Raw genomic sequence first — 12,644 nt, 5'->3', positions numbered from 1 at the left:
ATCGCCGGATGCAGCCTTGTTCACCCATCAGCCACGTACCGCGCGATATCGGACGCAAGCGCCCATAGCGTGCCTGCATGAACACTTCACAGCCGGCCTCCAAGAAGGCCCTTTCGCGAATATGCGCGATCAGCGCAGTCCTGGGCATCGCCCTTGCGACGGGGACGGCTACGGCCGCATCCGCCGCGGCGGTCACACCTGCCCCCCACCACCACACCACCCACGCGGCCGCCCCCGCCGGCGGCCATGACGAAGACGACGGCAACAACGGGTGCATCGCCCTCATCGCCCTTCTCTGCTGACTGACGGCCGGCCCGGCTCGGGCCCGAGCGACGGCCCCGGTTCCTGGCCATGAGGCACCGGGGCCGCTTCACGTCACCGCGGATCAGCGGCCGCCCTTGCCCGCTTCCGCCTCTTCCGCCACCTTGAAGGCGATGCCGTCGAGGATGTCGTGCTCGCTCACCACGACCTCCTCCGCGCCGATCCGCTCCATGATCGCGAGCAGGACGAGGGCGCCCGCGCCGATGACGTCGACCCGGCCGGGGTGCATGGACGGGATCGCGGCGCGCTCGGCGTGCGTGGAGCGCAGCAGCCACTCGGTGATCTCGCGGACGCGGTCGTGCGAGATCCGCGAGTGGTGGATGCGCGCGGAGTCGTACTCGGGCAGCTGCTGGGCGATCGCCGAGACGGTGGTGACGGACCCGGCGAGACCCACCAGGGTGTGCGCCTCGCGCAGCGGCACTGTCTGCTCCGCGAGGTCCAGGGCGGCCTCGATGTCGGCCCTTATCGCGGCGATCTGCTCCTCGCCCGGCGGGTCGGAGACCTTGCCGTCCCGCACCAGGTGACGTTCCGTCATCCGCACACAGCCGACGTCCACCGACCGCGCCGCCCGGACGTGCTCCTCGCCCACGACGAACTCCGTGGAGCCGCCGCCGATGTCCACGACGAGATACGGCTTGGTCACGTCGCTCCGACCCATCAGCTCCCTGGTCGCACCGGTGAAGGAGAACTCGGCCTCCTGGTCGCCGGTGATGACCTCCGGCTCGACCCCGAGGATGTCCAGCACGCCGCGCACGAAGTCGTCGCGGTTCGAGGCGTCGCGGGAGGCGGAGGTGGCCACGAAGCGGAGGCGCTCGGCGCCGTGCTCCTTGATGATCTCCGCGTACGCACGGCAGGCGGCGAAGGTCCGCTCCAGCGCCTCCGGAGCGAGCCGGCCGGTACGGTCGACGTCCTGGCCGAGCCGCACGATCGTCATCCGGCGGTCCAGATCGACGAGTTCACCGGTCTCGGGGTGCACATCGGCGACCAGCAACCGGATGGAGTTGGTACCGCAGTCGATGGCGGCGACGCGGGTCATGGTGAGGCCCCTCTTCTCTCTACTTGTCCGCGGCGTCGGCACACGGCACGACGCACGTCCCCTTGGCCCACCACTCCGGCAGCATCGCGATCGCCTCGTCGCCGAGCGGGTTCACACCGGGCCCGGCGGCCAGCGAGTGGGCCACCAGGACATGCAGGCACTTCACCCGGTCCGGCATACCCCCCGCACTCGGAAACCCCGTCAGCTCCTCGATCTCGTCCCGCCGCCGGATGTAGTCCTCATGCGCGGAGCGATACGCGGCGGCCAGCTCCGGATCCGTCCGCAGCCGCTCGGTCATCTCCTTCATCACGCCGTTCGCCTCCAGAGTGCCGATCACGGAGGACGCCTTCGGGCAGGTCAGGTAGTACAGCGTCGGGAAGGGCGTGCCGTCGGGCAGCCGCGGCGCGGTCTCCACGACATCCGGCTGGCCGCAGGGACAGCGGTGCGCGATGGCCCGCAGGCCCCGCGGCGGACGGCCGAGCTGCTGCTTGAAGGCCTCGACGTCCGCATCGGTGGGCTCGGTGCGCGGAGTGGGCGGCGGGGGCGTTTCCATGACTGCTTCAGGTGGCTTTCTATCGATTGCTACTGGTCGGAGGCGTCGGACTTGTCGACCCCGTCCCAGATGTTCGCGTACCAGGGCCGGTGGGCGGCCCTGAGGTCGTAGCGGGACTGCTTGGCCGCACCCGGGTCCACGACGATGTACCCGGTCTCCCCGGGCATCACATAGTGCAGCCGGAGCCGGATCTGCTGCTCGGCGTAGGAGTCGTCCTGCCAGCGTGCCTTGAGGTCGCGCAGCTGCTCGACCCGCTTACGGGCCTGCTCCTGCTGCCGCTGGAGGTCGGAGATCTGCGCGCGCTGGGTGACGTACTGCCGCATCGGGTAGGCGAGGGCGACGATCATCGAGCACAGCACCAGCGCGAGCAGGGCCGCCCGGCCGGTGAGCCTGGAGCGGCGGTCCTGCCGCTTGGTCTGCGAACGGTAGACCCGGGCCGCCGTCTGCTCGCCGAGCAGCCGCAGCCTGGTCGCGGTGGAGAACCGGTCCCGGTCCTTCACGGCCATGTCCCGCCTCCCCTTGTCCTGTGCGCTGCACACGTCGTCCTGTGTACTGCACACGCGCGTACGTCCCCGCACACGGTACGGGACCGGGTACGGGGACGTACGTACGACTGGCTAAGCCTTACCCTCTACGGGCTCAGCCTTTGAAGCGCGGGAAGGCGCTGCGGCCGGCGTACACCGCGGCGTCGTCGAGGATCTCCTCGATGCGCAGCAGCTGGTTGTACTTGGCGACACGCTCGGAGCGGGCCGGCGCGCCGGTCTTGATCTGGCCGCAGTTGGTGGCGACGGCCAGGTCGGCGATGGTGACGTCCTCGGTCTCGCCGGAGCGGTGGGACATCATGCACTTGTAGCCGTTGCGCTGGGCCAGCTCGACGGCGTCCAGGGTCTCGGTCAGCGAGCCGATCTGGTTGACCTTGACCAGCAGGGCGTTGGCGGTGCCCTCCTCGATGCCGCGGGCCAGGCGCTCCGGGTTGGTGACGAACAGGTCGTCGCCGACCAGCTGGACCTTGTCGCCGATGCGGTCGGTGATGACCTTCCAGCCGGCCCAGTCGTCCTCGAACAGCGGGTCCTCGATGGAGACGAGCGGGTAGGCCGCCACCAGCTCCTCGTAGTACTCCGTCATCTCGGCGGCGGAGCGCTCCTTGCCCTCGAAGAGGTACTTGCCGTCCTTGTAGAACTCGGAGGCAGCCACGTCGAGCGCGAGGGCGATCTGCTGGCCGGGGGCGTAGCCGGCCTCCTTGACGGCCTCGATGATGAGGTCGAGGGCCTCGCGGTTGGAGCCGAGGTTCGGGGCGAAGCCGCCCTCGTCGCCGAGGCCGGTGGACAGGCCCTTGTTCTTCAGGACCTTCTTCAGCGTGTGGTACACCTCGGCGCCCCAGCGCAGGGCCTCGGAGAAGGACTCCGCGCCGATCGGGGCGATCATGAACTCCTGGATGTCCACGTTGGAGTCCGCGTGCGAACCGCCGTTCAGGATGTTCATCATCGGCACCGGCAGCAGGTGCGCGTTCGGGCCGCCCAGGTAGCGGAAGAGCGGGAGGTCCGAGGCCTCGGAGGCGGCGTGGGCGACGGCGAGGGAGACGCCGAGAATGGCGTTGGCGCCGAGCGAGCCCTTGTTGTCGGTGGCGTCCAGGTCGAACATGGCCTGGTCGATCAGGCGCTGCTCGGTGGCGTCGTAGCCGACCAGCTCCGGACCGATCTGCTCGATGACGGCGAGGACGGCCTTCTCGACGCCCTTGCCCTGGTAGCGGTTGGGGTCACCGTCGCGCAGCTCGATGGCCTCGAAGGCACCGGTCGAGGCGCCGGACGGCACGGCGGCACGACCCGTGCTGCCGTCGTCGAGGCCGACCTCGACCTCGACCGTGGGGTTGCCTCGGGAGTCCAGGATTTCCCGGGCTACGACGACGTCGATGGACGGCACGAGCATCTCCTTCTTGGATGTGACGCTGGAAGTGCGAGGTGGTGTGCCTTACGGCTGTGCCTTGCGACTAGAGCCTAACCGTCTCCGGGGGATCAGCCACCGACCGACCGTCCCGTGGACGGAGAGGGACACGCAGACGGTACCCATTGTTCACCGATGGAACAAAGGGGGGTTCCGATGATCCCGGACTGAAGAGTGGGGAAACGTGGCGCGAAACAAAAGACCCCGCCCCGGCGCGTACGGGGGAACACGCGCCGGGGCGGGGAGCCCGTGGGGACGGGGGGTGACCCTCACGGGAGCTTCAGTGTGGGGGGCGATGTGAGGGCGCCGTGGATCCGGCCGGAGCCGGATGTGTCACTTCAGGTGCAGCTGCTGGCCCGGGTAGATGAGGTTGGCGTCCTCGACGATGTCCTTGTTCAGCTGGAACAGCTTCTGCCAGCCGCCGGCGACGTGGTGCTTCTCGGCGATGGAGCTGAGGGTGTCGCCCTTGACCACCTTGTACTCGCCGTCGCCCTTCTTGACCTTCTTGCCGGTCGGGGTGGTGACGGTCTTGCTCTTCGCCGGGGCCGTGCGCTCGGCGGAGCGGGTGGCGGCCTGCTGGTCGGTGGAGCGGGTGGTGGTGCCGGTGCTCTTGCTCGACGAGGTGGTGCTCGGGGCGGAGCCGTTGTACGCGGCGGAGGACAGGCCCGTGCCGCAGACCGGCCAGGCGCCCTTGCCCTGCGAGGCGAGGACCTTCTCGGCGACGGCGATCTGCTGCGCCTTGGTGGCCTGGTTGGCGGCCGGGGCGTAGGCGGTACCGCCGTACGCGGCCCAGGTGGAGGCGGAGAACTGCAGACCGCCGTAGAAGCCGTTGCCGGTGTTGATGGACCAGTTGCCACCCGACTCGCACTGGGCGACGGTGTCCCACTCGGAGGCGGTGGCGGCCGAGGCGTTGCCGGCCGCCATGAGCGGGGCGGCTACGGCGGCGCCGGTGACACCGACGAGCGCGACGGCCCGGACGGCCTTGGACGGACGACGGTGCTTGCCCTTGCCGGAGAACAGCATGGATCGATCCCCTCACCGACGCCTGCGAGGTGAGCTGTCGGGTTCGGGCCGGTTGAGTTGCCCGGCCGCACGCCCGCTGTCGCGGGCCTGCGGCTTCACCCCAAGCCGGTTCCGGCGTCAACTGCCGGTTCCAGCACTTACCTTGGGTCCCCCGCTCCTGCCTACGGCGCATGACGCGACGACTGTTCCCGGGCAACCGCTGGCAGGATTCGGCGTTACGGCTGCCGGGGCTCGTGGTGACGAGCGGTCCTGACCGTAGACAGGTGATCGAGGGAATTTCAAAGACGATCAGGGCTTCTGAGACTCATCCCACACTTTCGCCAAACCGGACATTAGGCGCGAAGCGGGGCGTCAACTCCCGCTACTCGGCGTCCTTTTCGCCCGTGACTTTCAGGGTCTGACCGGCGGTGATGTGGTTCGGGTCGGCGCCGATGACCTTCTGGTTGGCGGCGTAGAGCGCATGCCATCCGCCGTCGACACCAAGAGAGTCGGCGATGGAGGTGAGGGAGTCGCCCTCGCGGACGGTGTAGGTGTCCCGTTCGCGGTCGGCATGACGACCGGATCGCGGGGCGTTCTGGCCGTTTGCCGCGCTTGCGCCCGCGCTCTCGTCCGCGCTCTCGCCACGGTGACGTCCGCCGCTGCTGAGCGTGCCGGTGTCGACCAGGCTCCAAGAGCCGCTGGTCTGCTGGGAATTGTCCGACTCATCCGTGCCGGGAGTCGCCGTGGGCGAGCTGTCACCCCCCTGCCGGCTTTCGTCACCGGTCGAGCCGGTCTCGTCCCCCTTGTCGGACTTGGGGGTACTTGCACCGGTGGAGCCGTCGGTCGCCTCCGGGGTCCCGGTGGCACCCTTGCCCGGGCTCGCACCGGGAGCCGGCGTGGCGGTCGCGCCGGACGAGGAGGAGCCGGAGGCATCCGGACCGGGAGAATCCGGCCCGGTGGAATCCGAACCGGAGGCGGAGTTGGAGCCGGAGCCCGAGTCGGCGCCAGGGCTGGCGTCAGAGCTGGAACCGGAGCCGGAATCAGAGCCGGAACCGGAGCCGGAGCTCGATCCGGAGGAGGACGAATCCGGCAGACCGGACGGATCGGAGCCGCCGGACGAGCCGGACCCGGCACTGGACCCACCGGAGCCGCTCACGCCGGGGTCCACGTCGACCGAACCGGAGTGGGAGGTCAGACCGGCGGTCAGCGCGCACATGGCCCACGGCTTGGTGCCCTGGCCGGCGAGGATCTTCTCGGCCACGGCTATCTGCTGGGAGCGGCTGGCCTGGTCGGCGCTGTCGGCGTACTGCGTACCGCCGTACTTGTCCCAGTCGTCCTGCGAGATCTGCAGGCCGCCGTAGTAGCCGTTCCCGCTGTTCGCGCTCCAGGAGCCACCGCTCTCGCACTCGGCGATCTTGTCCCATGTCGTGCCGTCGGCCGCGTTGGCGCTCGCGGCGCCGAGCAGCGGAATGGCGATGGCGGAGCCGGTCACTCCTGCCGCGACGAGGAGGGCCGGAGCCTGACGGGGGCGACGGTGACGACCGTTCCCGGAGAGCATACGGATGCCTTTCGTGCGACAGCAGGACCGGCGCGGCGCCTTGGTGCGCGTCGCCACGCTGATGGGTGAACGTATAGGCAGACGATCACTTGTCACAAGTTAATGCCGCGCAGATCACGTGAAGATCACAGAGTTGAACCCCCTTCGTGTTCACCGTTCCACGGTTTTGCCGACGGCCGGGGTGAACTCCACGGGCAGGGTGCGCAGGCCCCGCATGATGAGCCCGCCGCGCCAGCGCAACTCGGCCGGATCGGCACCGAGCCGCAGGTCGGGCAGGCGGCTGAGCAGGGTGGCGAGCGCGGTCTGGCCCTCCAGCCGGGCGAGCGGCGCGCCGAGGCAGTAGTGGATGCCGTGGCCGTAGCCGAGGTGCTGGTTGTCACGCCGGGAGAGGTCCAGTACGTCCGGGTCGGCGAACCGCTCCGGATCCCGGTCCGCCGCCGCGAGCACCACGAGCACCGGATCCCCCGGCGCGATGTCCTGCCCGCCGATGGTGAGCGGCTCGGTGGCGAACCGCCAGGTGGCCAGCTCCACCGGACCGTCGTAGCGCAGGAGTTCCTCCACTCCGGTCTCCAGCAGGTCCCTCTCCCCCTCAGCCAGGGACCGCTGGAGCCGGGCGCGCTGCCCGGGGTGGGTGAGCAGGGCGTAGGTGCCGTTGCCGATGAGGTTGACGGTCGTCTCGAAGCCGGCGAACAGCAGGATGAACGCCATCGCGGCGGCCTCGTTCTCGGTGAGGTGCTCGCCGTGGTCGGAGGCGCGGATGAGGCCGGAGATGAGGTCCTCACCGGGCGCGGGCTCGGCGGGCAGCGCCTCGCGCTTCTTGTGGATCAGCTCGGCCAGGTAGCCGCGCATCTTCTTCACCGACCGCGCGACCCCGCCCCTGGGCCCTCCGCCGTGCCGGATCATCATGCCCGCCCAGTCCCGGAAGTCGTCCTGGTCCTCGCGCGGGACGCCGAGCATGTCGCAGATGGCGTAGATGGGCAGCGGGAAGGCGAACTCATGGATGAGGTCGGCCGAGCCCCTCGCGGCGAACCGGTCGATGAGCTCATCGGTCAGCTCCTGCACCCGGGGCGCGAACTCGGCGATCCGGCGCGGGGTGAACGCCTTGCTGACCAGTCGGCGCAACCGGGTGTGGTCCGGCGGGTCGATGTTCAGCAGATGGGTCATCAGCTCGGCCTTGCGCTCGCCGGGGATACCGGTCTTGCCCTTGGCGTGCGCGGGCTCGTCGTGATGCGCTGGATTCTTGCTCAGCCGCTGGTCCGCGAGGGCCTGCTTGGCATCGGCGTACCGGGTGACCAGCCACGCCTCGACCCCGCTGGGCAACCGCGTCCGATGCACCGGCGCATGCTCGCGCAGCCAGGCGTAGGCCGGGTAGGGGTCGGTGGCGAACTCCCAGGTGAAGAGGTCGGGGGCGGAGTCCGGGAGGGATCCGGCGGTGGTCGGGGCGTGGTGCTGGTCGGTCACCCCCCGACGGTATCCGGACACACCGCTCCCCCTTTCTCCGGTACGACGCCCTCGCCGCCCATCGGTGCCCCGGGCCTGATCCGGTGCCGCGCCCTTGGTACCCCTCCTTACTGTTCCGGCGCTCTGCCATCCGCGCCCTAAGCCTTCTCCGGCGCCCTGCCATCCGTGCCCTGAGCCTGCTCCGGTGCTCTGCCGTCCGTGCCCTCCGCCTGGCGTATCGCGTCGCGGTACACCCGTGCCGCCGCTCGGAGTGCGGCCTCCGGGTCGACGCCGGACGCCTCGGCGCGGACCGCGAGGGCGAGGAGGTCATAGCCGACGTCCTCGCCTCGGGGCAGGGGGACGTCCAGGTCCGCCGTGCGGGCTCGGGAGGCGAGCTTGGCGGCGAGGGCCAGGCCGGGCTGGCCGAGCGGGACGCCCTCCGTGACCGAGGTGCGCCGCTTCTCCTCGGCCTTGGTGCGCAGCCAGTGTTCCTTGACGTCCTCCGGCGTCTCGGCCTTCTCGTCGCCGAAGACATGCGGGTGGCGGTGGACGAGTTTGGCGACGATGCCGCCGGCCACGTCGTCGATGGAGAACGGAGCGTCCGGGTGTTCCTCGGCGATCCGGGAGTGGAAGACGACCTGGAGCAGCACGTCGCCCAGCTCTTCGCGCAGCTCGTCGCGGTCGCCGGCCTCGATTGCCTCGACCAGCTCGTAGGCCTCCTCGATGCCGTACTTGGCGAGGCCCTCGTGGGTCTGCCGGGACGACCAGGGGCACTCGGCGCGGATGCGGTCCATGACCTGCACGAGGTCCAGCAGACGGGCGCCGGGCAGGTCGTACGAGGCCGGCAGCAGCTCCAGCTCCGGCATCGAGACGCGGCCGGAGCCGGCCAGCCGGGCCAGGCCGTCGGTGAGCGCAGGCTCTCCCTCGCCCGTGGCCACGACCACCACCGTCCGCCCACCGGCACAGGCGTCGACCAGCTCCTGCGCGGTGGGAGACGCCTCTGCCACCGCTATCCCGGCCTCGCGCAGATACGGCAGCTGCGGATGCGCTCCGTCGGCGCACAGCACGGCGTCGGCGGCGCGCAGGGCCTGCCAGGCGGGCCAGGACAGCAGGCCGGGGGCGACGCGGTGGCTGGTGGTGAGCAGGACGATGCGACCGGGGTCGGCGGCAGGGGCGAGGTCGGAGCTGGATGCGTTCACGATCCGAACGTAACCCACCGCGGCAGGGGACGGATTCAGTTATCCACAGGCGGGGGTTGATCGTGTGATCGTATGACCGGAGTCCGCTCGATCACCCCGTCCCTCATCGCCGTACCGGCCCGGCCGACGTACGGCCCGGCGTCAAGCCGTGCCCGGCCCGGCGTCAGGACGTCATCGGCTGGCCGCCCGCCACGGACGTCGTGACCTCCCGCACCCAGGGCGTCTTGACGTCCACGCGGCTGCTCTTCTGTACGTCCCAGGCGCCGTAGCGCGGGTTGAGGTCGACGCGGAGCTCCTGGGAGGCCTTGGACAGCGCCTTCCAGAAGGCGGGCTGGCTGGTGTCGGTGCCGAGCTTCTTGGCCAGCTTCTGCGCCTCCAGCTGGAGCTGGAGGTTCTCGTCGAGGTGGGCGGGGGCGATGCCGTACTTCTGCAGCCAGGCCGTCTCGAGCCCCTTGGCCCCGCCTGCCTGCTGCTCCAGGTCCGTGCGCATCTGCTGGACCTCCTTGCGGGTGACCGAGATGCCCGCGTCCTGAGCGGCGCGGTGCAGCACCCGGTCGAGGACCAGGTTGTGCAGGGTGTCGCGGGTGAGGCTGCTGGTGGAGGCGAGGACCTGCTGGTACTGGGCCTCGTCCGGCACCGCGGCCCGCTGTGCCCTGCGGATCTCGTCGACCCGGCCCTCCAGCTGGGCGACGGTGATCCGCTGCCCTCCGACGACGGCCGCGGCGCCCGGGTGCGCGTCGCTTCCGCAGGCGGTCAGCAGGGGTGCCGCGGCGGCGATCGCGGCGGTGAGGACGAGCGCGGTGCGACGGCGGCGGTGCAAGGGAACCTCCAAGGGGAGATTGTGCGACGGTGCACAAAGTCTTGCGGTGATCGATGGTAGGCAGTGGGCAGCCTGCGGCCAACCCATTCGACCAACGATTCGCACGCGCTTCGGGCACCGCCGCGACCCGCGAGGTCACCGGCCTGGCCGCCGGATCAGCCGGTGACGGCCACCGGCGCGTCCCACGCGTCCCGGTCGACGGTGAGCGTGACCCCGCCGTATGTCTCCTTGCTGTTGACCATGTACTGGTGGCCGCGGCTGTGGCGGGTGAACCGGCTCACCTCCGACGGCCAGTCCGCGGTCGTCGTGTTCTGCCTGTCCCACAGGGCGTACCAGAGGTTGCCCGGCAGGTCCGTCCTGTCCGTGGCCGTGGCGATGGCCTTGGCACTGGAGCTGGAGAAGCCGTAGGAACCGCTGCGGTACGTCTTCGCGCGCAGCCCCTTGCCGAAGGCGCGCACATACGTCAGCACGGCGTCGTTGCACGCCTTGTTCGTGACGTCGTACCCCTCCATGTCGAGGTAGACCGGGCTGCCCGCCTTCATGCCGAGCGCGGAGGCCTTGGCCACGGCGTCGGCGGCATCCTTGGCGCCGAGGGAGGCGGCCGTGGTCGCGGTCAGCTTCTCCGGGCCGGGACCGGACTGGCAGGGCGGCTGGGCGCCGACGTAGACCGGGATCAGCTTCCAGCCGAGCGAACTGACCGACTTCACCCAGGACGCGGTGAGGTGGGGCTGCGCGCAGCCGCGGTTCCTGCCGCCCACATAGACGGCGGCGGCGCCGTAGAAGCCGGTGTGCCAGGCCTTCATCGCCGACAGCGAGGGCGCGCCGCAGGTGTCGAACGCGCGGCCGGTGAAGGTCTTCTGCGCGGGCCACGTGGTGGCGGCCATGGAGGTCTGCGCGGCGATCCCGGCCCCGGCGACCACGGCGACGCCGGTCACCGCCCACGTGAGGTGTCTGTGCTTCTTCGGCTCCCGATGACCGGCCATGAATCCCACCCCTTGTGTACGTCGCCCTCCGCGCGGCACCTGGGAGCGAAGCCGCGGCGACCGGCAAAAGCGAAGCGCAACCTATCAACCGCCCCCGCTACCCCCGCATCTGCCCCAGCCACTGCAGGGTGCGCCAGATCTCCATGGCCATCGGACAGCCGGGACCGTGCAGCCGCTCCACATCCACCAGCAGCCGCGCGAGGGTGTCGTGCGCGGACGGCCGGTCGCCGACGGCGAGCAGGAGATGGCCGATGCGCCGGCGGACCTCGTGCGCGAGCTGCGGGTCGCCGGAGACGTACTGGTTCTCGTAGTACGGCAGCAGCGCGCGGTACTCGGCGAGCGCCGCCGCCGGTTCGCCCAGCTGCTCCAGGCACTGCGCGGCCTCATAGCGGTAGCGCAGGGACTGCGGGTCGGCCTGGCCGGCCTCGGCGGCGCGTTCGCCGGCGAGGCGGCGCAGTTCGGGCAGCGCGCGCCGGTACTGGCCGTCGTCCATGAGTGTGGCCGCGTACTGCTTGCGCAGGGTGCGCACGACCGAGGAGTGCGCGCCGTGCTGTTCGGCGGCAGCGGGCAGGATCGCGCCCAGGATGTCCACGGCCTGGGTGATGCGCCCCTCCCCCAGCAGCCGCTTGACCTCGTCCACGGCCGCGGCGACGTCGGGCTTCTCGGCCGCCGGCGGTGCCGGCGTGACAGGGGCGGGCTGGGGCGCGGGCGTCCGCGCACGGTCCGGCCAGGGAGCGTGGGGGCGCATGAAGGGGCGCGTGGGGTCCAAAGGCGCACCGGTGGGGGTCCCACGCGCGGGCAGAAGCGGCGCCAGGTCCTCGTACACCTCCTGCGCGGAGCCCGGGCGGTGCTGCGGGTCCTTGGCGAGCAGGCGCAGCACGAGCCGCTCCAGCGCCTCGGGGACCTCGGGGCGGATCCGGCGCACGGGCACCGGGGGCTCGTAGAGATGCCGGTGCAGCACGCCGAGTGCCGTGGAGCCCGCGAACGGCACGTCGCCACTGAGCAGTTCGTGCATCAGCACACCGAGTGCGTACAGGTCGGTGTACGGGCCGACCGCGCCGCCCATCGCCTGCTCCGGCGCCATATAGGCGGGCGAGCCGATCGGGGAACCGGTGTGCGTGAGCCGGGTGGTGTCGGTGTCCATCACCGAGGCCACGCCCAGGTCGAGCACGGTGACCGTGCCGTCCTGCTTCACCATCACATTGCGCGGCTTGAGGTCACGGTGGACGATCGGCACGGCGTGCACGGCGCTCAGCACGGCGCACAGTTGCGCGGCCACCGCGACCGCCCACGGCCACGGGTACGGGGCGCGCTCGGCGAGATGGTCGGCGAGGTCGGCGCCGTCGACGTACTGCATGACGAGGAACAGCTCCTCGCCCTCGCTGCCCGCGTCGTGCACGGTCACCAGACCGGGGTGATCCACCTGCGCGGTCACCCGGCACTCGCGCAGGAAGCGGCGGCGCAGCTCGTCCGCCTCCTGGCCCGCCACCTTGTCGGGGCGCAGCAGCTTCACCGCCACGCGCCGGTCCAGCCGCCGGTCGTACGCCGTCCACACCTGACCCATGCCGCCCTGTCCGATGAGCGTGGACAGTTCGTACCGGCCGGCGACGACACGTCCTGTCGCCACGCTCACCTTCCGCTCTCGTGGCTGTCGTGCCGGCCGTCGTGCCTGCGCAAGTAGTCGCTCAGCTCGTCCAGTTCGGCACGCACCTGCTCGATGTGGGTGGGCGCCGGGCGCTGCGGCGGCGGGGTGGCCAGCGGCGGCCGGGGCACGGGCTGTGCGGCATCGGG

12 protein-coding genes and 1 riboswitch are annotated in these 12,644 nt (G+C 70.8%); of the genes, 1 reads left to right on the top strand and 11 read right to left on the bottom strand.

What is annotated here, in order from left to right; genetic code table 11:
- Positions 1-77: 77 nt before the first annotated feature.
- Entirely contained in the window at positions 78-302 is a 225-nt protein-coding gene (locus tag M878_RS97710) for a hypothetical protein (protein ID WP_158692777.1), read from the top strand.
- Positions 303-385: 83 nt separating this feature from the next.
- On the opposite strand, the gene M878_RS74855 is transcribed toward M878_RS97710, so the two are convergent.
- The 11 genes from M878_RS74855 to M878_RS74805 form a co-directional block, all read right to left on the bottom strand.
- Positions 386-1,357, bottom strand: a complete 972-nt coding sequence (locus tag M878_RS74855; RefSeq protein WP_023549968.1) for a Ppx/GppA phosphatase family protein — start codon at positions 1,355-1,357, stop codon at positions 386-388.
- A gap of 19 nt (positions 1,358-1,376) precedes the next feature.
- The gene (locus M878_RS74850) at positions 1,377-1,910 is read right to left on the bottom strand and encodes a DUF501 domain-containing protein (protein WP_023549967.1); all 534 of its coding nucleotides are present in this window, start codon (positions 1,908-1,910) and stop codon (positions 1,377-1,379) included.
- 29 nt (positions 1,911-1,939) lie between these two features.
- Positions 1,940-2,416: an FtsB family cell division protein gene (locus tag M878_RS74845; RefSeq protein ID WP_023549966.1), complete on the bottom strand. Its 477-nt coding sequence runs from the start codon at positions 2,414-2,416 to the stop codon at positions 1,940-1,942.
- Positions 2,417-2,549: 133 nt separating this feature from the next.
- The gene (gene eno, locus M878_RS74840; RefSeq protein WP_425347911.1) at positions 2,550-3,830 is read right to left on the bottom strand and encodes a phosphopyruvate hydratase; all 1,281 of its coding nucleotides are present in this window, start codon (positions 3,828-3,830) and stop codon (positions 2,550-2,552) included.
- Positions 3,831-4,184: 354 nt separating this feature from the next.
- Positions 4,185-4,874: a LysM peptidoglycan-binding domain-containing protein gene (locus M878_RS74835; protein WP_023549964.1), complete on the bottom strand. Its 690-nt coding sequence runs from the start codon at positions 4,872-4,874 to the stop codon at positions 4,185-4,187.
- 4 nt (positions 4,875-4,878) lie between these two features.
- Positions 4,879-5,053, bottom strand: a riboswitch (cyclic di-AMP (ydaO/yuaA leader).
- 182 nt (positions 5,054-5,235) lie between these two features.
- Positions 5,236-6,411, bottom strand: coding sequence for a LysM peptidoglycan-binding domain-containing protein (locus M878_RS74830; RefSeq protein WP_031225742.1), 1,176 nt, complete (start codon positions 6,409-6,411; stop codon positions 5,236-5,238).
- Between the two features lie 150 nt (positions 6,412-6,561).
- Complete coding sequence (locus M878_RS74825; protein ID WP_023549962.1) at positions 6,562-7,872, bottom strand: cytochrome P450 family protein; 1,311 nt, start codon at positions 7,870-7,872, stop codon at positions 6,562-6,564.
- A 137-nt stretch (positions 7,873-8,009) separates the two neighbouring features.
- Positions 8,010-9,050 carry a nucleoside triphosphate pyrophosphohydrolase gene (locus M878_RS74820; protein ID WP_051430299.1) on the bottom strand — a complete coding sequence of 347 codons (1,041 nt, stop codon included), beginning with the start codon at positions 9,048-9,050 and terminating at the stop codon, positions 8,010-8,012.
- A 163-nt stretch (positions 9,051-9,213) separates the two neighbouring features.
- Positions 9,214-9,870, bottom strand: coding sequence for a SurA N-terminal domain-containing protein (locus tag M878_RS74815; protein ID WP_023549960.1), 657 nt, complete (start codon positions 9,868-9,870; stop codon positions 9,214-9,216).
- Between the two features lie 155 nt (positions 9,871-10,025).
- Positions 10,026-10,853 carry a glycoside hydrolase domain-containing protein gene (locus M878_RS74810; protein ID WP_023549959.1) on the bottom strand — a complete coding sequence of 276 codons (828 nt, stop codon included), beginning with the start codon at positions 10,851-10,853 and terminating at the stop codon, positions 10,026-10,028.
- Between the two features lie 97 nt (positions 10,854-10,950).
- On the bottom strand, positions 10,951-12,444 hold the full coding sequence (locus M878_RS74805) for a serine/threonine-protein kinase (protein ID WP_280923688.1): 1,494 nt from the start codon (positions 12,442-12,444) through the stop codon (positions 10,951-10,953).
- Between the last annotated feature and the right edge of the window lie 200 nt (positions 12,445-12,644).

This window comes from Streptomyces roseochromogenus subsp. oscitans DS 12.976, assembly GCF_000497445.1.
Lineage (GTDB): Bacteria > Actinomycetota > Actinomycetes > Streptomycetales > Streptomycetaceae > Streptomyces > Streptomyces oscitans.
This window is presented reverse-complemented; position numbering and strand designations above follow the sequence as displayed.